The organism is Chryseobacterium sp. c4a (assembly GCF_009900745.1).
Taxonomy (GTDB): Bacteria; Bacteroidota; Bacteroidia; order Flavobacteriales; family Weeksellaceae; genus Chryseobacterium.
In genome coordinates this window covers 732,596-754,604 of sequence record NZ_WXVU01000001.1, presented here as the reverse complement: position 1 = coordinate 754,604, position 22,009 = coordinate 732,596, and the positions used below count along the sequence as shown (strand labels likewise).

The window sequence follows — 22,009 nt, the reverse complement described above, 5'->3', positions numbered from 1 at the left end:
AAAGGAGGCTGGGAGCTGGAAGAGGGAAGTTATTGAAGTCTGATTATAACTGATATTTCCTTAACAGAATCTCTAAACTTGTGGATTAATTACCCACAATAAACTGAAAGTTATTCATCGGCTAAAAGCACTCCCAACCTCCCTCTTCCCTCCCACTCTCTTCAAAACTTAACAATTAATTACCATTAATAAACTGAAAGTTATTCCTCAACTAACAGTACTCCCAACTTCCCCCTCCCAGCTTCCAACCCACTTTTTCACAATTTCCCATTCTCTTTTCTCACCTTTGGTATTGTACTTGATTTATATCCCTTCATAATATCAGAACATGAAAAAAGGGCTGCTTGCATTGTCTTTATTGATGACCCAGATTATGAATGCACAAAATTCTTCTCAACATACTAATCCTGTGATTGATGTCAATGATCATCCCGCTGCTTTTCAAGAAGGTATTGCTTCTCCAATCATTAAAGCAGACAGAATCTTTGATTTTTCTACCAAAGTTGAGATCACTCCACAAGCTATTGGAGATAAAATCTACTATATGACCATGGATGCCCGTGATATCAACAAAAAAAAGAAGTTTATAGCTTATAAAAAGCCATTTGTTATCAGCAGAACAACACAAGTTCAGGCGTATGCAGAAAGAAAAAGGGAAAAAAGTCCAATAGCCACAGCCAACTTCAATAAAAGACCTAATTATTGGGAAGTTACTACCCTTTCAAAAATTGATCCTCAATATACAGCCACAGGAAAATTCGCATTAATTGACGGAATAAGAGGAGATATAGATTGGAAAAACGGAAACTGGCAGGGATATTTGGGACAAAATTTTGAAGCTGTCATTGATTTTCAGTCGCCTCAACAAATCACCAAGATTTCTTCTACTTACCTTCAGGACAATAAAGCACGAATTCTGATCCCCAAAAAAGTAGAATACTATGCCTCCATGAATGCTAAAGATTTTATTCTTCTGGATACCATCGAAAATGATATTGATCCTAAAGATGAAAAAGTACAAACCAAAGATTTTACCACAGAAATTCTTCCTACTGAAGCAAGATACCTTAAAGTGAAAGCTTATTATTTTGGAAAACTTCCCGGATCGCGTCAGAAAACAGGTGGTGAAACGTATATCTTTGTTGATGAAATTTCAGCAAAATAGTAGGAATAGATGAAGGTTCATTCAAGATCGTTCACTATAAATACAAAGCCCTTCAAACTTTTTGAAGGGCTTTGTATTTTATCAATTCATTCTTTCTGCCCATTGAAGGACTTCCGGAAGTTCTCTATCAGAAAATTCTATATGAATAACTCTTCTTTTCTTTCCATTGGTAGTTCTGTTTGAGCCATGCAGTATAAGGGGTTTCATAAGCATTACACCACCTCTTTCTACTTTACAGATAGCTTCAGTTTCTACATTCCAGTCTATTGTTTCCGGTCTGTAAATTCCTTTAGCATGAGATTTCGGAACCACTTTTAAAGCTCCGTTATTTTCATCGGTCTCATCAAGATGAATTCTGATCGTATAGATGTTTTCCAGGATGTTCAATGGCGGTTGTACAGCAAATTGATTTTGTTTAGTTGTCCAAGGGCCAAAACCAGATAATTCCAGTTTTTTATCCACAGAAATCGTCAAATCCTGATGATAAGCAACATACCAATTAGAAGTTTCAGGTTTATCAAAATAGATACTCTTTACTACAAAATATCGGTCACCAAAAATTTCCTTGATGATCTTTTTAACATTATCATTAAAGATGAGGTCTTTAACATCCGGAATTTCTTTTAAAAACTGTCTTATAGCAAATAAGTCTTCTGATTTCCTGAAGTTGTCTTTGGAAGTGTCTATATGATCCAAAACCTTAATGATCTGGTCAACTTCTTCATCGGAGAAAACGTCATTGATAACTGAAAAGCCATATTTTTCAATATGGCTTTTATAAGTTGATAAGTTGTTTAAACTCATTATTTAAATTTTGTCTAAAGGTTCGGTTAGCTGTCCTTCCCACTTTGATACTGCTGAAGTAGCCAGCGTATTTCCTAATACGTTCGTCATACTTCTTCCCATATCACAGAAGTGGTCAATTGGCAAGATCAATGCAATCCCTTCCGGCGGAATTCCAAACATTGAACAGGTTGCTACAATAATTACCAAAGAAGCTCTTGGAACTCCGGCAATCCCTTTTGAAGTAAGCATCAATACCAAAAGCATTGTAATTTGTTGCCCAATCGTCATTTCTACACCATAGATCTGTGCAATGAAGATTGAAGCAAATGTCATATACATCATACTTCCATCCAGGTTAAAAGAATATCCTAAAGGAAGAATAAAAGATACTACTCTGCTGTTACATCCGAATTTCTCAAGTTCTTCTACCAGTTTCGGGAATACCGCTTCTGAACTGGTTGTAGAGAAAGCAATCAACAATGGTTCTTTGATTCTTTTTAATAGATCAAACAATCTGTTTCCTAAGATAAAATATCCTACCAATAAAAGAACCAGCCAAAGCACACCTAATGCAAAGAAGAAGTCTCTCAAGTAGATGGCGTATACTTTAAATATCTCAAAACCATTGGTAGCTACCACAGCAGCAATGGCTCCCAGCACTCCAAGAGGAGCAAACCACATGATATATCCTACCATTTTAAGGATACCATGAGCTATGATGTCAAAAAGTTTCACCACCGGTTTAGAATATTCTTCTCCTAAATTCGCTAAAGCAACCCCAAACATAATCGCAAATACTACAATCTGCAATACTTCATTGGTTGCGAAGGCTTCAAATAAACTTTTAGGGATCATGTGCTTTACAAAGTCTTCTAAAGAGAAACTTTTACTGCTTTTCAGTAGATCTTCTGCTGAAGCAACGTCCTGAACAGGTAATTTAGTGACGTGTCCTGGCTCTAACCAGTTCACAAGCATTAACCCGATAAAAAGAGAAACCAAAGAAGCGGAAATAAACCAAAGCATTGCTTTTGTTCCTACTCTTCCGATCATTTTGATATCACTCATTTTGGCAATTCCCACCACAAGGGTAGTAAAAACCAAAGGCGCAATAATCATCTGTACCAACCTGATGAAAACGGTTCCCAATAATTTAATATTCTTGGAAAATGGTTCTGCACTGTCCGGATATTGTACGTGTACAACTCCTCCGATTCCTACTCCCAGGATAAGAGCGATGATAATTGCTATAAAAAGTTTATTCTGTCCTTTCATATATATAGTTCAATTTGCGCAAATATAATGGTTTTTGAATTGGCAGAATATTTTATTCTAATCACGCTAAGGCCATATTAAGTTTCTGAAACATAAAAATTAAATCGCTGGTTCAGAAAATATTGTAAAAAATTTAAGAAACATTTATTGAATTTTTATTCTTTTGGTACAAATTTTATTATTACATTTGATTGTATAACAACATTAATAAATATACAATATGAAAAAAACTATCGCAATGGCTGCATTAGCTGTAGCTGTATCTTTCGGGGCAGTTTCTTGTAAAAAGAAAGTTTCTGATGCCGATCTTCAGACTCAGGCTACCACTGTAGTAACTTCTAATCCCAATGCTTCTGTTGAAGTAAAAGAAGGTGTGGCTCACTTAAGCGGAACTTTCGCGGATCAAGCGTCTAAAGATGCTATGATTGCACAATTAAAAGCAATCAAAGGAGTAAAAGACGTAATGGATATGTCTAAAGTGGAAGCTACTCCAGCTCCTGCACCTGTTGAAACTAAATCTGCTGTAGATCCTGCTGTTCAGAAAAAAGTTCAGGATGCAGTAAAAGATTTCCCAACAGTAAAAGTAGAAGTTATCAATGATGAGCTTACCCTTACAGGAAATGTTTCTAAGGAACAAGCTAAGAAAATCAAGCAGTCTGTTGACGCTTTAAAAGTTGGTAAAGTTAAATTTAACTACACAGTAAAATAATTAAATTAAGATGAGTACATTACAAGATAAATATTCAAGCGTAGTTTCAGCGGCTCAGTCTGCTGGGATTTCAAACCTACAGGTTCAGGAACAGGACGGAATTCTATATGTTTCCGGAGATGCTTCTAATACTGCAGCAAAAGATGCAGTTTGGAATGCTTTAGGAGCTATTGATTCTACTTATTCTGCTTCAGATATCAACATCGATGTACAAGTTGCAGGTCTTGCTTCAGGTGCTTCTCTTACGGTAGCTACAGATGAATCTAATCTGAATATCAGACAAGAGCCTTCTACTGAAGCTGCTGTAGTAGGGAAAGCTGCAAAAGGTTCTGCAGTAACTTTAATCGAGCAGACTTCTGATGACTGGTGGAAAGTAAAAACTGCTGACGGCCAGGAAGGATATGCTTATTCAAGATATTTAAGAGCATAAAATATTTTTTGAAATATTCACAAGGAACATCCCTATATTGGGATGTTTTTTTATTTTTACGTTTTGGAAAGCTCAATGAAGAAAATCTTATTATTATTGTTTTTGATATGCAATTTCCTGATTGTATATTCCCAAAGACTATATGTTGACGGAAAAGTATCCGATCCGGAAAAAAAGCCCGTGGAAAATGCTACCATATATTTACTAAAGGCAAAAGATTCATCAATCATCAATTATACATCAAGCAATAAAGAAGGTAAATTTTCATTACAGACTGATGAGATAAATGAGCCTTCCTTTTTAAAGATTGACACCGAAAAATATTCTTATTCAAAGACTCTTGAGAAAATCCAAAAATCACTATCTCTGGGGGATATAGAGCTTGAAAAAAAGAAAGTAATTACAATTGATGAGGTAAAGATTACCGTTTTGCCGGTGAAAATAAAAAATGACACCATAGAGTTCAATGCTTCTGCTCTTAAAGTACGTCCGGACAGTCAAATCGATGAGCTCTTGAAACAAATTCCCGGAGTAGAAATCGGTAATGATGGGAAAATAACAGTAAATGGAAAAGCCGTAGATCAGATTATGGTCAATGGAAAACCGTTCTTTGACAAAGAAGGAAAGACGGCACTACAAAATTTACCAGCAGATATTATTAAAAACATCCAATTTACTACAACTAAAACTAAAGAGGAGGAACTGACCAAAAGAGCTCCAAAATCTCAAAACACCACCATTAATTTCAATATTGACGAAAAGAAAAACAAAGGTTTAATCTCAAAAATATTGGCAGGCTATGGTTCTGATAAACGATATGAAGGGAATGCATTCTTAAACTATTTTAAAGGAGATACCAAAATCAGTGTTTTGGCATCTGCTAATAACATCAATTCAAAGAGCAGTTCAGGAGATCAGATCTTTGATACAATGGGACGCTCAAGTGGAGGACAAGGAAGTGGGATTCAAAAGTTCAGCAGCTTTGGACTGAACTATAATGACAAACTTGGAAAGGATGGCAATCTTGAAAATCTTAGCCTACAATACACAAATTCTAATAATGAAACCCGATCCAAAGCCTCAAAAACAACACTTCTCCCTGATTTCACTCTCAAAACAGATTCTGAGAGCAACAATGAAAATGAATCAAAACAATATAATTTTAACAGTTCTGTAGGGATCAAACTGGATTCGTTGACCAATATCTACATAGCTCCCTCATTTTCTAAATCAGAAACATTCAATACAGGGCAATCTACCTCTTCAACTTTAAGGGATGATAAACTGTTGAATGAAAGTAAGAATATAACCAGAACTAAAGGAGAAAGCAATAGCTTCAGTCCTAATATTAATTTTTTCAAAAATTTTAAGAAAAAGAACAGGTCGATCATGGCTATGATCAATACTACTATTTCTGAATCTAATAATGACAATATCAATCAGTCTCTGAATACGTTCTATAAAGACTCTGATATCACCACTGACAACCGTAATCAGCTACAGAAAACCCGTTCTCAAGATAATAACTATAATTTTATGGCAAAATATACTGAACCTATTTCAGATTCTGCCACCATAGGGATCAGCTTGCAATACAACTCTAAATTATCAAAGGATATAAAGGATTTCAATGATTTTGATCCTGTTACGGGGCAGTATTCTCAATATAACAGTCGCCTCTCCAACAGCATGGATCAAAGAATTAATCAGTTTTCTCCTGAATTATCCTATTATCTTTATAAAAAGAAATTCGGTGTCTGGGCCACTGTAAATGCTGATATTTCGGATATGAATGTTAATTCTGTCTTTGATGGAAAGCTGTATAATTTTCAGAAAAACTTTGTACTTCCCAAGTATTCAACCAATTTCCGATATTCTTTTGCTGACCGTCAAACATTAATTATCTCCAACTCTTCGAGTTTCACCATTCCTGATGCCGGAAAGCTCATTCCTTTTAAGGATGAATCCAATCCTCTTATTACTAATACCGGAAATCCTGACCTTAAAAATACATGGACAAACGAATCTAATATCGCTTTCAATAGTTATAATATGGTTAAAAATCTAAACTATTATGTTATGGCTGGATTTACCTATAGAAATAATGATGTTATCAATTATTCCAAATATGATAATTCCGGAAGGCAAATTGTTACTTACAGCAATATAAGCGGAAACAAAAATTTCAGTTTCAGTTTTGGCCTTACTAAAACTTTTAAATGGAATGACCATAAACTCAGAATTGCTCCAAGATTTAGTATGAATTATAATTTTAATAATGGGTTTATTAATGGAGAGGAATATAAAAGCAGAGCTTATAGCTTCAATCCGGGACTTAACCTGAATTATGAAATTAAAGATATATTTACCATAAAACCATCCTATAGCCTTGGATATAGTTTTTCAAATTATACCAATTATAATGTAAATACCGTAAATACCACCAATCAATCTTTAAGAGTTGAAGTAACTAATTATCTGTTTCAAAAGGCTTTTTTTATTGGAAATGATTTTTCTTACAACACCAATTCGAATATTGCTCCAGGATTTAAAAAAGACTTCTATTTCTGGAATGCCAGCCTGGGATATTCATTTTATAATAAGCAGCTGACAGCAAAAATAAAGGTTTATGATGTACTGAATCAAAACCAAAGCGTAAAAAGAACCATTACAGATTCTTATTTTGAAGACCGTGAAGATCTTATTCTGAAACGCTATATCATGTTTTCTCTTAGTATGAAACTGAATAAATTTGCAGGCAAAAAACCGAAAAAGAAATAAACACCATACTTTTATATACTTTAAATCAATGGCCGGGAATTTTTCCGGCTTTTTTTTAACCACAAAAGCTTTTTAAACACTTAAATTATTTATTAAATTACTGCGAACTGTTTGAAAAGTACATTTAAGCTTCCGAGAATCTACGATTTTCACTAATATCTCAGTTGAAGGAGTGAACATTCCCCTTCTCCGGAGGAGTGTCAAAAATCCAAAGAATTTTTGACGAAGTGGTTTTTATCTATACAATTCTCTCCTCATCACAAAACATTCTTTTACAAACTCCACAATCAACAGTAAAAAATCAAAACAAATCTACTTTTAAAAGAAGATTCATCTGAGAAAATGGTGGGAAAGTATTTTTATTTCTAAATTAGCCACAAATTTTACTTATGAAAACCCATATTTCAGTTTTATTCATTCTTCTTTTCGCTCTTGGAAAAGCCCAGAAAGCTGAGCCAAAAGACAATTTCGTTAAAGATAATTTTACCAAGAAAGAATTTTATATTCCAATGCGTGATGGTGTGAAGCTTTTCACTGCAGTGTATATTCCTAAGGATATTTCAAATAAGAACAAATATCCGTTTCTCATGCAAAGAACCTGCTACAGCATTGCTCCTTATGGTGAAAATGAATATAAAACAAAAGTGGGACCTAACACCTACCTGATGAAAGACAAATATATTTTTGTATATCAGGATGTACGTGGAAGATATATGAGTGAAGGTACATTTACCAATATGACTCCACAGGTAGAACGTAAAACAAAAAAAGATGTTGACGAAAGTACAGATACCTACGATACTATCGACTGGCTTTTGAAAAACATTAAAGATAATAATGGCAAAGCAGGACAATTTGGAACTTCTTATCCTGGGTTTTATACAGCTGTTGGAACATTGGCACAGCACCCTGCTTTAGTAGCTTCTTCCCCACAAGCACCAATTTCTGATTTCTGGAATGATGATTTTCTTCATAACGGAAGATTTATGCTGGGATATTTCAGAACGCTTCCCGTTTTTGGCGTTCAGAAAACAAAACCGGAACAAAAGGCATGGTATATGGATTCTTTCGTGAAACAAACTTCCGAAGATGGCCTAAAGTTCTATAGAGACATGGGTACTCTTAAAGATGGCTATGAAAAATACTATAAAAATAATTTCTTTATGACGGAAATTATGAATCATACCAACTATGACGAATTTTGGCAAAAGAGAGGCCTTCTTCCTCACCTGAAAAATATCAATCATGCAGTAATGACTGTCGGGGGCTGGTTTGATGCTGAAGATCTTTCAGGGCCTTTAAACATTTATAAAACAATAGAAAAAACAAGTCCTAAAGCGAAAAATACAATTGTAATGGGGCCATTTTCGCATGGTGGGTGGTCTCAGGAACAAGGGAAACACTTTCACAGTGAGACTTACTTCGGAGATAGTATTGCAACCTACTACCAAAAAAATGTAGAAACAAAATTCTTCAGTCATTATCTGAAAGGAAATACAAAAGAAGATGCAGGGCTTCCTGAAGCTTTAATGTATGATACCGGATCAAAACAATGGAAAGAATTTGCTTCTTATCCTCCTAAAAATGCTCAAAAAGTTAATTTCTATCTTTCTGATAAAACATTAAAGCAAACTTCAGGGCAAGGATATTCTGAATATTATAGTGATCCAAATAATCCGGTTTTAAGCTCAGATCATTTAAAAGATTTTAATGGATTCACTCCAAAAAATTACATGTCGGAAGACCAAAGGTTTGCTGTCGGAAGACCTGATGTATTAACGTTTACCACCGATGTCCTGACAGAAGATATTGCCTTCGCAGGAGAGATCATGGCAAAACTTAATATTTCATCTTCTTCTACGGATGCTGATTTTGCTGTAAAATTAGTCGATGTATATCCTGAAGATTTCAAACCGACTGAAAAGAAAGATGGCGTAATTTATGGAAACTACCACCAAATGGTAAGAAGTGAAATAATGCCTGCAAGATTCAGAAACACTAAAGAGAAAGGAGAAGCTTTAGTTCCGGATCAGAAAACAGCAGTGAACTTCAGACTTCAGGATGTAGTTCACACTTTCAAAAAGGGGCATAAAATTCAGATCCAGATCAGCAGTACGTGGTTTCCGCTTTTTGCTGTAAACCCTCAGAAATTCATGGATAATCCGAATTTTGCTTCGAAGGAAGATTACACTAAAGCATTTATTAAAGTGTATGGTGACAGCTCTATTGAAGCTGATGTCTTAAAATAAATTGAAAAAGCTGTTCGTTCGAACAGCTTTTTTGTTTTATGCTCTCACGGATTAAGCGGATTTTGCAGATGATTACGTTATATATCTGCGGGATTAGCTTAATCGGTAAGGGTTTATTCTTCAATCGTTCTGAAGGTAAGATTCACTCTTGGAGTTTTCACTTTGGTGGTAGGTGGTAACCTATGAAGCCAATTGTCCTGAGTTGTTCCTTTCATAATAAGCAGACTTCCGTTCTCCAGGAATATTTCAACCTTTTCTTTAGTGGTTTTATGTTTAAATAAAAACTTTCTTTCCGCTCCGAAAGTCAGGGAAGCAATGGCTCCGTGTTTTTTCAGATCAGTTTCTCCATCGCTGTGATAAGCCATTCCTTCACTGCCATCATGATATAAATTAAGCAGGCAGGAATTATAGGTTTTTCCTGAAACTTCCTCACATTTCTGTTTTAATTTCAGCAATTCGGGAGTCCATTGTTTTGCATATTTTGTTCTATTGGAATAAGTATATTCGAAAGTTTTTTCGCCGAACCAGGCTACTTTTCTTTTGGTAAGGATCAGTTTTCCAAAAATCACGGCCTCATCATGTTCCCATGGAATTTGATTGAAAAGATAATCGTAATAAGTTTCTGTCTCTTCTTTTGAGAAAACTTTTCCATAGTACAGAACAGTTCCATCATTTGGAAGGAGACTTAAAGGGTAATCTGGTGTTTCATCGAACAGGCTGAGCATTGCTTTTGATTTTGGTAATACAAATTACATAATGTTTTTGAAAAGGAATTGTAGTTTATTATAAAACACCCCGTCAAAAGAAAGGGATTATTTACGTCTTCAACTGAGATATTAGTGAAAATCGTATATTCTCGGAAGCTTAAGGGTCTAAAAAACTTTTGTAACTTTTGTGGTTTAAATAGTTACGAATAAAGCTGCGAGCTCTCCCAACCTACAATCATCTGTTTTCTGTCACTTCCCCATCGGTAGCCGCCGAGATGTCCGGTAGACTGAATAACACGATGACAGGGAATTAAAAATGCTACAGGATTACTGCCTATTGCCGTTCCCACGGCTCTAGAAGCTTTAGGATTTCCTATTTTCTCTGCTAAGCTACCATAAGTAGACAGTTTTCCCATAGGAATGGTTAATAAGCTTTCCCAAACTTTTAACTGAAAATCGGTACCTTTTAAATGAAGCTTGATGGTATTGAGTTTCGTCCAGTCTTTATCGAATATGGACAATGCATTCTTCTGAAGTACATCCTGCTTTTCAAAAAAAGAAGCATTAGGAAATTTATGCTGTAAATTCCCTAATGCCGTTTCTTTATCGTTTTCAAAAGCCATATAGCAGATTCCTTTTTCTGTAGAAGCTACCAGGATATTTCCAAACGGACTTTCTGAAAAACTATAATTAATCGCAAGGCTTTTTCCACCATTTTTATATTCAGCCGGAGACATTCCTTCTATTTTTACAAACAAATCATGCAATCTGCTTGTACTGGAAAGCCCCGTTTCATAAGCGGTATCAAAAATACTTGCCTTTTCTTCCTTCAATAAATTTTTAGCGTGTTCAAGGCTGATGAACTGTAAAAATTTTTTCGGACTTGTTCCTGCCCAATCTGTAAAGATCTTCTGAAAATGAGCCGGACTCAAGTGAATATTCTCTGCCACTTCCTCCAAACTTGGCTGAAGTCTGAAATTGCTTTGGATATATTCTATCGCTTTAGCAATTCTGTTGTAATCTATTTGACTTTGTGTGGACATTATATGTTGTTTTTACCTCACAAATTTCCAAAGAATATACGGCAGAAAAAATCCGATTCTTGCGGAATATTAGTTGTTGTTATAAATATCGTTATAAGCAAGCATTTTGTAATATAGCTTAGCGGCAAGGAAAGCTGTTGGCTTAGCCATTGGAGAATCCATTAATTCTACAATATCAAATGCTACTACGTTACATTTCTCAAATACTTTTCTTAATAATTCCAATGTTGGATACCATTGTAATCCCCCTGGCTCAGGAGTTCCTGTAGATGGAGCAATAGCAGGATCAAAAGCATCAAGGTCAATCGTGATATAAACGTTTCCTGAAACTTTTTCCAATACATCATTTACCCAGTTTTCGTTATTAGCGATTTCGTGAGCAAAGAATACTCTACCTTCCGGTAAATATTGAGCTTCCTCAGCATCCATAGAACGGATTCCCACCTGAACTAAGTTATGCTTCTGGTTAGCTTCAAACACTGCACAAGCGTGGTTAGAAGTAGAACCGTGGAACTCAGGACGTAGATCTGTATGAGCATCTAATTGAAGAACGGTAAGATTCTCAAATTTTTCACCTACTGCACGGATAGAACCGATAGATACAGAGTGCTCACCTCCAAATAAAGTAAATACTTTTCCTTCATTATTCAAAAGCTCTTTTGTTTTCTGATAAACAGCTTCTGTCATTGCTTCAGGAGTAGAGTTTTCAGAAACTTCTCCAGCTAAATACACACCCTGAAGATAAGGCTCAGTTTGAGTTTCAATGTCATAAAGTTCCATGTTTTCAGAAGCGTCTAGGAATAATTCAGGACCTTTATCAGCTCCTTTTCCCCATGTTGAAGTTCCATCGTAAGGAACTGTTACCAACATTACTTTCGAATTCTCCAACGTTGCGTTTTCCTCTGGAATTCCTGCGTATGTTTTCATGCTTTATTTAAAAATTTTAATGTTGTAATTAATCGCAAAGATACGAAGAGTTTGTGAGTTGGAGAGTAAGAGCTGGGAGAGTTTGTAGATGATAATTATCCTTTAATATTTGTCAGGAAGCTGGAGGCTGGAAGTAGGAAGTCATGAAGCTCAAGAAAAGAATTTCAATTCCATTTTATTAATTTTTTTTCAATTTATTTATCAAAGTTATAGTAAAACTTACTCTACAATAACTTCCAGCTTCCCTCTTCAGACTTCCTGCTTTATTGAGCTTTCCCCTTTCAACTCAAATTCCTATTTTTGTGTAAAACTTAATATATGTCTTTAAAAGCTGTTCTTTTCGATATGGATGGGGTAATTGTAGATACAGAACCCTTACATAGAAAAGCCTATTTCAAAACGTTTGATGAATTGGAAATTGCAGTTTCCGAAGATTTATACACCTCTTTTACGGGAGCATCTACCAAAAGGGTTTCAGAAACTCTGATTAAGGAATTTAATTTAGATCAGACTTACGAGTCTATTGCAGGAATCAAAAGATCTCATTTCAAAGATTATTTTTACAATGATGATGAGTTTGATCTGATTCCCGGTGTAAGAAACCTGATTCAGCACTATCATGAAAATGGTATTAAACTCATTCTGGCTTCTTCTGCGACTATGACAACCATCAATATGGTGTTTGAAAAGTTCGGATTGGAAAAATATTTCAGCGGAAAAATTAGTGGTGCCGATTTAAAGGAATCCAAACCTCATCCGGAAGTTTTTCTCCTGGCAGCTGAGATGGCTGGTGAACCTGTTGAAAACTGTATGGTGATTGAAGATTCTACGAACGGAATTCTGGCTGCCCACAGAGCACAAATTTTCTGTGCCGCGTACAGAAGTCCACATTCAAAAAACCAGGATTATACACTGGCAGACACTGTGGTTTCAGATTATGAAGACCTTGAACTGGATAAAATTTCAAAATATTTTTAAATAATAAAAGCTCTCAGAATCTGAGAGCTTTTATTTTGTTTAAGTTTTGGCTAAAGCCAATAGATTTTATTTTTTGTTGAACGGGCTAAAGCCCATTTCTATTAATAACAAAATTATTTGTATCCAAGAAGTTTCAATACATCTTCCGGTTCCTGCTTTTCACGGAAAATTTCATATTGTAACTCACCGTTTTCATCTTTCTGGATCAGAACGTGTCTCGGCTGAGGCATCAGACAGTGATGAACTCCACCATAACCTCCGATCGTTTCCTGATATGCCCCTGTATGGAAGAATCCGATATACAAAGGTTTCGTATCACTGAAAACTGGCAGGTAAATAGCGTTGGTATGCTGTTCAGAGTTATAATAATCATCTGAATCACACGTTAAACCACCTAAAAATACTCTTTCATAAGTATCTTCCCAACGGTTTAGCGGAAGCATAATAAAGTGTCTTGAAATCGCCCATGTATCAGGAAGAGTTGTCATGAAAGAAGAATCGATCATATTCCACTTTTCTCTGTCATTCTGACGTTTCTGAGAAATGATTTTATAAAGGTTAGCCCCACTTTCTCCAACGGTAAAACTTCCGAATTCAGTATAGATATTTGGTTCTTCTACTCCTTCCTCTTCACAGAATTTCTTGATCTGAGAAACGATTTCCTCTACCATATATTGGTAATCGTAATCAAAGTTCAAAGACGTTTTGATTGGGAAACCACCTCCGATATTCAATGAATCCACTTCCGGAGCAATTTTCTTCAAACGTGCATATACACGAAGACATTTGTACAATTCATTCCAGTAGTATGAAGTATCCTTGATCCCCGTATTAATGAAGAAGTGAAGCATTTTCAATCTTGCATTCGGGTGCTCAGCGATCTTTTGACTGTAATAAGGAATAATATCTTTATACCCGATTCCTAATCTTGAGGTATAAAATTCGAATTTAGGTTCTTCTTCAGAAGCAATTCTGATTCCGATGTTGAATGTAGAATCAATACTTTCTGTAAGTTTATCCAATTCTCGGTAATTATCCAGAATTGGAGTAATGTTTTCAAAACCACTATTGATCATATCTGAAATATTACTCAGATAATCATCAGTTTTGAATCCATTACAGATCACTTCAATGTTTTTATCTACTTTCCCTTTTTCATAAAGAGATTTTACAATATCCATATCATAAGCGGAAGAAGTTTCAATAGAAATTTCGTTCTTCAATGCTTCTTCCAATACGAAATTGAAATGACTGGATTTTGTACAATAACAGTAGGTATAACTCTTTTTATATTCAGTTTTTTCAAAAGCTTCTTTAAACCAGCTTTTCGCTTTCTGAATATTTTGAGAAATTCTCGGCAGATAGCTAATCTTTAGCGGAGTGCCAAATTGTTCAACTACGTCCATCAGTGGAACGTCGTGAAACAACAAATTGTTCTCAGAAACATTAAATTCCTCCGTAGGAAAGTATAATGTCTGATCAATAAGTTCCGAGTACTTTATTTTCATTTCTAAACAAGTGAATTAAGAAATGCAAAATTGCTAAAAAAGTTTGATTTTTAGGTGTTAAAATTATTATAATTTTAAATAAAACAACAATATTGTTGTTTAGAGAAATTTACTACTGATAATCAATACGTAAACTTTTGAATATATCCCTCTCTTTTGGTTTCAGAAATACCTAATACCTGTTGAATATAAGCATCTGTAGAACCATATTTTTTATTGATCTCTCCAAAAGCTGCATCAAGGTATCTTTTTTCAACCCAGCTCAACTTTTCCAAAACATGTAAATCCATCTTCGGATAAAGGAAATGTAAGTTATTCGCTAGTTTTAATCTTTTCTCTACTAAGGGTTTTCTGAAGTTGTTCGATAAGAGATATTCATTATAAATAGTTGCTCTGTCAAACTTCAGTATGGTAAGAATTAAAGCAGTAACAATACCAGTTCTGTCCTTACCTGCCGTACAGTGATAAAGGATCGGTTTTTCAGATTCTAATATCTCTGTAATAATCGTTTTGATCGTTCCCGGATTTTCAGTAACATATTCACGGTAGAAGTCGATCATTCTTTTATCAGCATCAGATCCATTCACCTTTCCTTTCAATACAAGTTTCCTTGCCTGTGACAATTGATCGCCTTCATCTTCAAAAGCTGAATATTTTTTATAGGTAATCCCATTGGGAAGATGATCTGGTTTCTCAAAAATCTCTTTTGAGTTCCTTAAATCTATAATTTCTGCAATTCCCAATTTTCCGAATTCATCAAAAGATTTCTTTTTCAGTTTATGAAGATGGGCACTTCTGTAAAACATTCCTTCTTTTAAAGCTCGTCCGTCCATATTTTTAATATTTCCTACCGTTCGGAAATTATGAACTTTTTTGATTTTAAGGGATTTTTCCGTTTCACTTTTACCATATTCAGGGGTTTCAAAATGCTGTGTTTTACATGAGAAAATACAGAATAATGAAATGGTAACTATTGGTATTTTGATAAATGTATTCAATATTTTTTATTTGGCTAAAGCCAATGAATTTTTTATTTTTTATTGAACGGGCTAAAGCCCGTTCCTATTGAATTATTTGCAGGGTTTTATTTAAATTCTATCACAAATAATTTTTCCCGATAAAAATCAACAGGTCTCCTTTTTCGTAGGTAATGGAAACCTCATCTTCAACGGCAAAGTTTCGGGTTCCAATTCTTGAAGTTATGCTTAGGCTTCCATTATCCAAAGGCCAATTTAGTCCTTTTGTTGTAATATTCTCAGCCGCAGGAAACGGATACAAAGAAACCATCTTATCTTTTACTCCTTTTACTGTAAAGTTTTTAGGAATGAAATAATATTCTGATAGTTCATCATAAAATTTCACTTCCAATTTATCTTTAAAAGCATAAGCAACCGTAAGATTTCCTAAAAAATGATCTTGTTCACCCCCACTTCCACCAAAAACTTCAACATGCTTACTACCCTTTTCAACAATGATATCCAAAGCTTTATAAAAGTCGGTATGATTCTGATCCGGAGTGTGGATAAATTTTTCCTGATAAATATTTTCATCTGACCCTGAGTGAGAATCAAAATCACCGGAAATAAAATCGAGTTTATCTAACGGAAAATTCATTCTTTTTAAATAATGAAAAGCACCGTCTGTACAAGCAATTAAATCATAATGATCTGGATTCGGAAAGGATTTTGGAGCTTCTCCGTTGATGAAAAGCAATGTTTTATCTTTCATTCGGATTCCAATATTCTTCCGGTTCGTTGTTTAATTTTGATATATATCTTGCCAGTACGAAAAGATAATCTGATAATCGGTTTAAATATTTAATTAATTCAGGACGCACTTCTTCAGATTCATTTAAGAATACCAATGAACGCTCTGCTCTTCTACAGATGGTTCTTGCTGCATGTAAAAATGTTGCAGGTTTTCCACCACCAGGAAGAATAAAATACTGAAGAGGTTCCAATTTTTCATCAAAAGCATCCATCCATTGTTCCAATTCTTCAATTTCTGTTTCTGAAATGATGATTGGAAGGCGCGATTTTCCATTGGCTAACATCAGTTTATCCACTGGTGTTGCAGCTTCTGAACCTACGGTAAATAAATCGAACTGGATTTTTTTCAATTGCTTTAAAACTTCTTCATCTTCAATATGACTTTTAGCAATTCCTATGAATGAATTCAGTTCGTCTATATTTCCGTAACTGTCAACTCTTGCACTGGCTTTGGAAACTCTTGTTCCGCCATAAAGCGCCGTCTGACCTTTATCTCCTGTCTTTGTATAAATTTTCATACTACTAAAATACCTTTTTTTGTACAATGTAAAAAGTAAAATGTAGCAATAACTTCCTATTCTATCTGAAAAATAATAAACTGACATTCGGAATGAATGTCAGTTTATATTTACAGATGAGGATCTTATATCTTTTGAGTATAGATTAAAAAGTATAATTAACATTTAGCTGAAAAGTGGTTCCATTAAATCCAAACTGATTTACTTCCCAAGGATATTTGAATCTTCCTCCAAGATCTGTTACTACATCTCCTTTGCTATCTATAACATCCGGATAAATATTAAATAAATTATTTACAACTCCGGAAACCTTAAGGTCTTTCGTGATTTTATATGTTAAAACAATATCTGTAATTACCTTACCAGAAAATGTCTGATCTTTGGCAGGATCAGTGGCATGCTGCCATGTAACAGAACCAAAGTAAGTATTATTAAGGTTAAAATTAAACTTTGAAATATCATACGAAAGACTAAGAATTGTTTTTGTTTTTGGTCTTGCGGAGATAATTCTGGATTGTTCTTTTCTATCAAAAAAGTTTTCCGAGTAACCATTTGCAGCCAAAATAGGTGGAACAGCAATATTATCTACTATTTTTGTCTCGTTATAATTGAAGGCAGCAATAATTCCCAATCTTCCTTTACCTATAGCGGAAGTATAATTAGCTACGAAATCTACCCCCTCAGTAACTGTATTTACTGCATTGGTAAAAAACTTCAAAGAGGTTATTTTATTATTGTTTAATATTACTTCCACAGGGTTTGTAACATCCGGACTACCCGGAGATCCGGTTTTATAACCAATATCTCCTGAGAAAAGTACACGGTCTTTAATTTTTATTCTGTAATAATCTGCTGTAATAGTAAGGTTTTTAATAGGTTTTATGGCAAATCCTCCAGTAATGTTAAAGGCTTTTTCAGCATTTAATTTGGGGACACCAAGATCAGATTTTACAATTTGAGAGTCGTTATTAAAGGTACCTTGGTTAGCTACAGTATTTCCTGTAATTTTGGTTTGAACATTGGAATAATAAATTTGGTGTAATGAAGGGGCTCGAAATCCTGTAGAAACAGACCCTCGGAAAACTAATTTATCATCCAGCAACTTATATCTTGCATTTACTTTCCAGGAAACATTATTTCCAAAATCACTGAAGTTTTCATACCTCACAGTTCCTCCGACTAGAAAGTTTTTCGTAACATCCCATTCAGCATTTATATAGGCTCCAATATTCTGGCGATTTTTATTGATTTCATTTTGTGGCTGCAGTCCTGGAAATGATTCTGCACCACTTCCAATATAAGATGCTTCCTCTCCTGCGGTTGCCTGGTAGTTTTCATTGCGCACTTCCACTCCAGCTCCTAAAACAACTGCTCCAAAATCCCGGTTGATATCTATGTTCCCTATAATATTACTAAATTGATGACCACCTGCTTTAAAACGGGTTGGTGAATTTGCCCCCAAAGATGTATTTATGGTGTTTACAACATAATTTACCGCATTAGAGCCAAAGGTTGCACTCCCATCAAAACTCCATTTTCCCAACATGCCTTTCCATCCGGAGGTTAAATTATAATCATAAACATCTGTTTTAAATTCAGGCTGAAATCCATTGTAAGGTTGTCCTTTTGGAGTTAACAAACCAAAATCTGAAGCGACCCAGTAGGGTGTTCTATACAGAGCATAACTGGTTCCATTCCTATAAGTTGTACCACCAAAAGCATAAAATTTACCTGTTTCACTTGTTGGTAATTCAAAATTGACAAACATATTAGCCACTTTTGTCTCCGGCTGGCCTATAATCATTCCTAAGCCAGGATGAGCTTGCGTCCAGGCATTATCTACCCCGAAAAGTTCATCTTTTGTAATAGAGCCTGCACGGTTAGTTTTATTTTGAGAAGAATATCCCAAAGTAAGATTTAAACTTCCATTTTTCGCCACTCTGATACCTGTGTTAAAGTCTGCTCCGATATTAAAGCCGTCTCCTTCTGACGTAATACCTGAAAAAAGATTGACTGTACTTTTTCCAACACTATTCTTAAGAATAATATTAATCACTCCTGCAATAGCATCAGAGCCGTATTGTGCAGAGGCACCGTCTCTCAATACCTCTACATTCTGTAAGGCTGCTGATGGAATGCTTTTCAGATCTGTACCTACCTCTCCTTTTCCTGGCGTATCATTTACATAAATTAAAGCACTTTGATTTTTTCTTTTATTGTTGACTAAAACTAATGTTCTGGATGGCCCTAATCCTCTTAAATCTGCCGGATCAAAATGAGCCGTTGCATCAGAAACGGTTTGCTGTGATGAGTTGAAAGAGGGTACAGCATATGTCAAAGCTTTATCAAAAGTAACCTGCCCCGTGGATTTTAGCTGTACAGCCGAAATATTATCAATAGGAATTGCAGAGGTAATTATGGTTCTGGGTTTAGTTCTACCCGTAGTAACCACAACTTCATCTATACTGTTTTCTTTTACAGTTTCCTGAGCAAATGCCATAGTACCAGCTCCGCTTAATACTAATGCGCAGATTTTTTTTTTAAAGATTTTATTTTTCATGTCAAGTATTAATAATTAAATAAATTTATAAAAATACTTAATATTAAACATGAAAATTAAATTAAAAATAAAAAATTCATCACATAAACAAGAAAATGTTACTAATTCACAAATATAAAATAAAGTATAAAATAGCTTATTAGCACTCTAAAAAAGAAACATAGCAACAATTTTCTTTTCTATATGAAAAATATTTAACTGATATTGCAAAAAAGCATTATTTTATTCTTTCTGATAAATAATTTCAATAGGTTGAAATTACCTCACCCATGTCTCGTAATGACTGGGTATAAAAAATGGCCGGGAGAAACCGGCCATATCCAAATTATTTATTTACCTCTACATACTGTATGATGGTCTTGTTTTTGGGATTGAAGATAATTGTACTGCTGTTTGGAAATCTTTTCAGTTTATAATACTGAATACTTTTATCCGTTTTTATATCTTCTAAAAAGCTTGTATCAAAAGTATTATCAGGAAGAAATTTTGAAAGAAGACTTATTTTATTGATAATGGTTTGTCCGTCAATTTTTCTAGCTGTTTTATCCGATTTCTCTTCATTTGAAGTGGCCTGTTTTTCTAAAAGAGGAAGCAATACTGCAATGTCTGCTTTGTACTTAAAGATATAGCCTTCGGTACCTGTTGGAAGCTTTATTTTTTTCCCTTTTTCTTCTGAGATTACTTCAGATCCTACATTAGGAAAAACTTTACTGAATTTCACATCCTCGGAATTGGTCAGTGAATTAATAGATTCGTTCACTGTTTTCTGAACAGTTTCTTCTACTGCTTGCTGAGCCTTCTGTTGTACCTTTTCCTTGGTTTCCTGAACCGTCTGGTCAATTTTCTCTTCAATTTTATTACATGATACTAATAAAAAAGTGGTGATAACAGGCAAAATATACTTCTTCATAATTCTAAATAATCATTTTCTTTACTAATATACTTCTCTTTAACGGAAAAGTATACCTCAATATTTTAGCAAAGAAATAAAATATTTTTTCAGCATCAAAAATCCTACTGACAAACTGTTGTCACCACTCATGGTTACCTTTGTATCAACAATAACAAACAAAACCGATACATTATGGCAACTACAGCAACAGCAACCCAGCAATTCATGACTACTGAGCAATTATTAAAAGACTGGCAGGGACACAGAAACCTTACAAGAAGAGTTATTGAAGCTTTTCCTGAAAAAGAATTATTTGAATTTTCTATTGGTGGAATGAGACCTTTCTCTAAAATGGCAGTAGAACTCATCATGATTGGAGGAGCTGCTTTAAAGGGAATCGTTGAAAATCAGATGGAAGCTTACAATGAAAAAGCTTTTAATCCGACTTCTAAAGAGGAAATTCTAAAAAAATGGGATGAAGAGACTGAAGTAATCAATCATTATTTCGGACAAATCTCTGAAGAACGTTTCCAGGAGACCTTCAACTTATTCGGAGAATATGAATTTCCGGTATATGAGAATATCCTTTATTTCGTAGACAACGAAATTCATCACCGCGCACAGGGATATGTTTATTTAAGAGCATTAGGTATTGAGCCGCCATTTTTCTGGGAGAGATTTTAATAAAAAGTCTTAAAAAACCATTTCATCTATTTGCCAATAAAAGTCAATCCACCTCAGCAGCTTTCTGCTGAGGTTTTTATTGATGTCTTCCCATCATTTTAACAAGAAGTTCATTCATTCTTGTCCGAAGACTTTCCGGCTCAAGAATTGTGGCATAATCTGCAAAAGTGATGACCCAACGGGGAAATCCATCATTGATCCATTCTGTTTCAAAAGTAAGCTCCATCCCTTGATCTGTTTCCACTTCTTCAATCAATCCATAGTATTTTTTAGAATTGACAAGATGGGCCATTATTTTTTTATCAACCAACAATTTAGCCTTAACTTTATTTCCATGTGACTTTCTGTAGTCGTTGATCTGACCATATTCCTGTAAAAAAGGAGTCTGTGTTTTGGAAATCTGCAGAATCCTATCTATCCTGAACTGTCTGAAATCCTTTCTCAGTGTACAGTAAGCCATGATATACCAGAAATTAAATTCAAAGAAAATCCCAACAGCTTCAATGGTTCTGTTTGTCACTCTTGAATCTACTGTTTGATATTCAATATTCAATTGAGTTTTCTCTGCAATACTTTCCAAAATAATGGGAATGACGTTCTTTAGGGAATCATCTGGTTTTTGATTGTAAAAATTAAAAACATCAATCTGCTTTTCAATATTCTGAATCAGATTTTTATCAGAATGTCTCAATACTGAGCGTACCTTTTCCATGGCTGTTTGATAATGATTCCCCAAACTTTGATGGGAGAACTTTTGCATTAACTTCTCTGCTGTAATAAAACTCAAAACTTCTTCCTTGGTAAACATGATTGGCGGAAGTTTATAGCCATCCATCAAAGAATATCCGTTTCCTGCTTCTCCAACAATCGGAATTCCTGCATTTTCTAAGGTTTTAACATCCCTATAAATAGTTCTGATGCTAACATCAAATTTTTCAGCCAAATCCTGAGCTCTTACTAAAGATTTAGATTGAAGCTGAGTAAGAATAGCGGTTACGCGGTCGAGTTTTTTTAGATAGTGATCATTCATG

The 22,009-nt window shown here is 34.7% G+C and carries 19 protein-coding genes; 7 read left to right on the top strand and 12 right to left on the bottom strand.

What is annotated here, in order from left to right:
* Positions 1-328 precede the first annotated feature (328 nt).
* Positions 329-1,165, top strand: a complete 837-nt coding sequence (locus tag GTR01_RS03510) for a discoidin domain-containing protein (protein ID WP_185155087.1) — start codon at positions 329-331, stop codon at positions 1,163-1,165.
* Between the two features lie 81 nt (positions 1,166-1,246).
* On the opposite strand, the gene GTR01_RS03505 is transcribed toward GTR01_RS03510, so the two are convergent.
* A complete protein-coding gene (locus GTR01_RS03505) occupies positions 1,247-1,969 on the bottom strand; it encodes a phytanoyl-CoA dioxygenase family protein (RefSeq protein ID WP_160136468.1) in 723 nt (240 codons plus the stop codon).
* Between the two features lie 3 nt (positions 1,970-1,972).
* Complete coding sequence (locus tag GTR01_RS03500; RefSeq protein WP_160136467.1) at positions 1,973-3,223, bottom strand: dicarboxylate/amino acid:cation symporter; 1,251 nt, start codon at positions 3,221-3,223, stop codon at positions 1,973-1,975.
* Positions 3,224-3,443: 220 nt separating this feature from the next.
* On the opposite strand from GTR01_RS03500, the gene GTR01_RS03495 reads away from it, so the two are divergent.
* The 4 genes from GTR01_RS03495 to GTR01_RS03480 all read left to right on the top strand — a co-directional run bounded on the left by GTR01_RS03495 (position 3,444) and on the right by GTR01_RS03480 (position 9,392).
* Positions 3,444-3,932, top strand: coding sequence for a BON domain-containing protein (locus tag GTR01_RS03495; RefSeq protein ID WP_160136466.1), 489 nt, complete (start codon positions 3,444-3,446; stop codon positions 3,930-3,932).
* A gap of 10 nt (positions 3,933-3,942) precedes the next feature.
* Positions 3,943-4,362 carry an SH3 domain-containing protein gene (locus GTR01_RS03490; protein WP_045500166.1) on the top strand — a complete coding sequence of 140 codons (420 nt, stop codon included), beginning with the start codon at positions 3,943-3,945 and terminating at the stop codon, positions 4,360-4,362.
* 75 nt (positions 4,363-4,437) lie between these two features.
* A complete protein-coding gene (locus GTR01_RS03485; RefSeq protein ID WP_160136465.1) occupies positions 4,438-7,143 on the top strand; it encodes an outer membrane beta-barrel protein in 2,706 nt (901 codons plus the stop codon).
* Positions 7,144-7,532: 389 nt separating this feature from the next.
* A complete protein-coding gene (locus tag GTR01_RS03480) occupies positions 7,533-9,392 on the top strand; it encodes a CocE/NonD family hydrolase (protein WP_160136464.1) in 1,860 nt (619 codons plus the stop codon).
* A 113-nt stretch (positions 9,393-9,505) separates the two neighbouring features.
* On the opposite strand, the gene GTR01_RS03475 is transcribed toward GTR01_RS03480, so the two are convergent.
* The 3 genes from GTR01_RS03475 to speB all read right to left on the bottom strand — a co-directional run bounded on the left by GTR01_RS03475 (position 9,506) and on the right by speB (position 12,069).
* The gene (locus GTR01_RS03475) at positions 9,506-10,117 is read right to left on the bottom strand and encodes an alpha-ketoglutarate-dependent dioxygenase AlkB family protein (protein ID WP_160136463.1); all 612 of its coding nucleotides are present in this window, start codon (positions 10,115-10,117) and stop codon (positions 9,506-9,508) included.
* 182 nt (positions 10,118-10,299) lie between these two features.
* Positions 10,300-11,142, bottom strand: a complete 843-nt coding sequence (locus GTR01_RS03470) for a bifunctional helix-turn-helix domain-containing protein/methylated-DNA--[protein]-cysteine S-methyltransferase (RefSeq protein WP_160136462.1) — start codon at positions 11,140-11,142, stop codon at positions 10,300-10,302.
* Between the two features lie 69 nt (positions 11,143-11,211).
* Positions 11,212-12,069, bottom strand: a complete 858-nt coding sequence (gene speB, locus GTR01_RS03465) for an agmatinase (protein WP_160136461.1) — start codon at positions 12,067-12,069, stop codon at positions 11,212-11,214.
* Positions 12,070-12,387: 318 nt separating this feature from the next.
* On the opposite strand from speB, the gene GTR01_RS03460 reads away from it, so the two are divergent.
* Positions 12,388-13,047 (top strand): HAD family hydrolase, encoded by a 660-nt coding sequence (locus tag GTR01_RS03460; RefSeq protein WP_160136460.1) that lies wholly within the window; start codon positions 12,388-12,390, stop codon positions 13,045-13,047.
* A 113-nt stretch (positions 13,048-13,160) separates the two neighbouring features.
* Here GTR01_RS03460 and GTR01_RS03455 read toward each other — a convergent pair whose 3' ends face one another.
* The 6 genes from GTR01_RS03455 to GTR01_RS03430 form a co-directional block, all read right to left on the bottom strand.
* Entirely contained in the window at positions 13,161-14,555 is a 1,395-nt protein-coding gene (locus tag GTR01_RS03455; RefSeq protein ID WP_160136459.1) for an arginine decarboxylase, read from the bottom strand.
* A gap of 122 nt (positions 14,556-14,677) precedes the next feature.
* Positions 14,678-15,553 carry a tyrosine-protein phosphatase gene (locus GTR01_RS03450; protein ID WP_160136458.1) on the bottom strand — a complete coding sequence of 292 codons (876 nt, stop codon included), beginning with the start codon at positions 15,551-15,553 and terminating at the stop codon, positions 14,678-14,680.
* Positions 15,554-15,653: 100 nt separating this feature from the next.
* Positions 15,654-16,283, bottom strand: a complete 630-nt coding sequence (locus GTR01_RS03445) for a thiamine diphosphokinase (protein WP_160136457.1) — start codon at positions 16,281-16,283, stop codon at positions 15,654-15,656.
* Positions 16,273-16,842, bottom strand: a complete 570-nt coding sequence (locus GTR01_RS03440) for a cob(I)yrinic acid a,c-diamide adenosyltransferase (protein WP_160136456.1) — start codon at positions 16,840-16,842, stop codon at positions 16,273-16,275. Before GTR01_RS03440 ends, GTR01_RS03445 begins: the two co-directional genes overlap by 11 nt.
* Before the next feature lie 145 nt (positions 16,843-16,987).
* Positions 16,988-19,402 carry a TonB-dependent receptor plug domain-containing protein gene (locus GTR01_RS03435; RefSeq protein WP_160136455.1) on the bottom strand — a complete coding sequence of 805 codons (2,415 nt, stop codon included), beginning with the start codon at positions 19,400-19,402 and terminating at the stop codon, positions 16,988-16,990.
* Positions 19,403-19,727: 325 nt separating this feature from the next.
* Positions 19,728-20,312, bottom strand: a complete 585-nt coding sequence (locus GTR01_RS03430; protein WP_160136454.1) for a hypothetical protein — start codon at positions 20,310-20,312, stop codon at positions 19,728-19,730.
* A gap of 174 nt (positions 20,313-20,486) precedes the next feature.
* Between GTR01_RS03430 and GTR01_RS03425 the strand changes: the two genes are divergently transcribed.
* Positions 20,487-20,978 (top strand): DinB family protein, encoded by a 492-nt coding sequence (locus tag GTR01_RS03425; RefSeq protein ID WP_160136453.1) that lies wholly within the window; start codon positions 20,487-20,489, stop codon positions 20,976-20,978.
* A gap of 76 nt (positions 20,979-21,054) precedes the next feature.
* On the opposite strand, the gene GTR01_RS03420 is transcribed toward GTR01_RS03425, so the two are convergent.
* Positions 21,055-22,008: a helix-turn-helix transcriptional regulator gene (locus GTR01_RS03420; RefSeq protein WP_160136452.1), complete on the bottom strand. Its 954-nt coding sequence runs from the start codon at positions 22,006-22,008 to the stop codon at positions 21,055-21,057.
* Position 22,009 lies beyond the last annotated feature (1 nt).

Bases quoted from the DNA above. Each gene is read 5' to 3' on its own strand.
- GTR01_RS03485 (WP_160136465.1), top strand. From the start codon at position 4,438: ATGAAGAAAATCTTATTATTATTGTTTTTGATATGCAATTTCCTGATT.
- GTR01_RS03435 (WP_160136455.1), bottom strand. From the start codon at position 19,402: ATGAAAAATAAAATCTTTAAAAAAAAAATCTGCGCATTAGTATTAAGC.
- GTR01_RS03490 (WP_045500166.1), top strand. From the start codon at position 3,943: ATGAGTACATTACAAGATAAATATTCAAGCGTAGTTTCAGCGGCTCAG.
- GTR01_RS03425 (WP_160136453.1), top strand. From the start codon at position 20,487: ATGGCAACTACAGCAACAGCAACCCAGCAATTCATGACTACTGAGCAA.
- GTR01_RS03445 (WP_160136457.1), bottom strand. From the start codon at position 16,283: ATGAAAGATAAAACATTGCTTTTCATCAACGGAGAAGCTCCAAAATCC.
- GTR01_RS03460 (WP_160136460.1), top strand. From the start codon at position 12,388: ATGTCTTTAAAAGCTGTTCTTTTCGATATGGATGGGGTAATTGTAGAT.
- GTR01_RS03480 (WP_160136464.1), top strand. From the start codon at position 7,533: ATGAAAACCCATATTTCAGTTTTATTCATTCTTCTTTTCGCTCTTGGA.
- GTR01_RS03440 (WP_160136456.1), bottom strand. From the start codon at position 16,842: ATGAAAATTTATACAAAGACAGGAGATAAAGGTCAGACGGCGCTTTAT.
- GTR01_RS03505 (WP_160136468.1), bottom strand. From the start codon at position 1,969: ATGAGTTTAAACAACTTATCAACTTATAAAAGCCATATTGAAAAATAT.
- GTR01_RS03475 (WP_160136463.1), bottom strand. From the start codon at position 10,117: ATGCTCAGCCTGTTCGATGAAACACCAGATTACCCTTTAAGTCTCCTT.
- GTR01_RS03470 (WP_160136462.1), bottom strand. From the start codon at position 11,142: ATGTCCACACAAAGTCAAATAGATTACAACAGAATTGCTAAAGCGATA.
- GTR01_RS03510 (WP_185155087.1), top strand. From the start codon at position 329: ATGAAAAAAGGGCTGCTTGCATTGTCTTTATTGATGACCCAGATTATG.
- GTR01_RS03495 (WP_160136466.1), top strand. From the start codon at position 3,444: ATGAAAAAAACTATCGCAATGGCTGCATTAGCTGTAGCTGTATCTTTC.
- GTR01_RS03500 (WP_160136467.1), bottom strand. From the start codon at position 3,223: ATGAAAGGACAGAATAAACTTTTTATAGCAATTATCATCGCTCTTATC.
- speB (WP_160136461.1), bottom strand. From the start codon at position 12,069: ATGAAAACATACGCAGGAATTCCAGAGGAAAACGCAACGTTGGAGAAT.
- GTR01_RS03455 (WP_160136459.1), bottom strand. From the start codon at position 14,555: ATGAAAATAAAGTACTCGGAACTTATTGATCAGACATTATACTTTCCT.
- GTR01_RS03430 (WP_160136454.1), bottom strand. From the start codon at position 20,312: ATGAAGAAGTATATTTTGCCTGTTATCACCACTTTTTTATTAGTATCA.
- GTR01_RS03420 (WP_160136452.1), bottom strand. From the start codon at position 22,008: ATGAATGATCACTATCTAAAAAAACTCGACCGCGTAACCGCTATTCTT.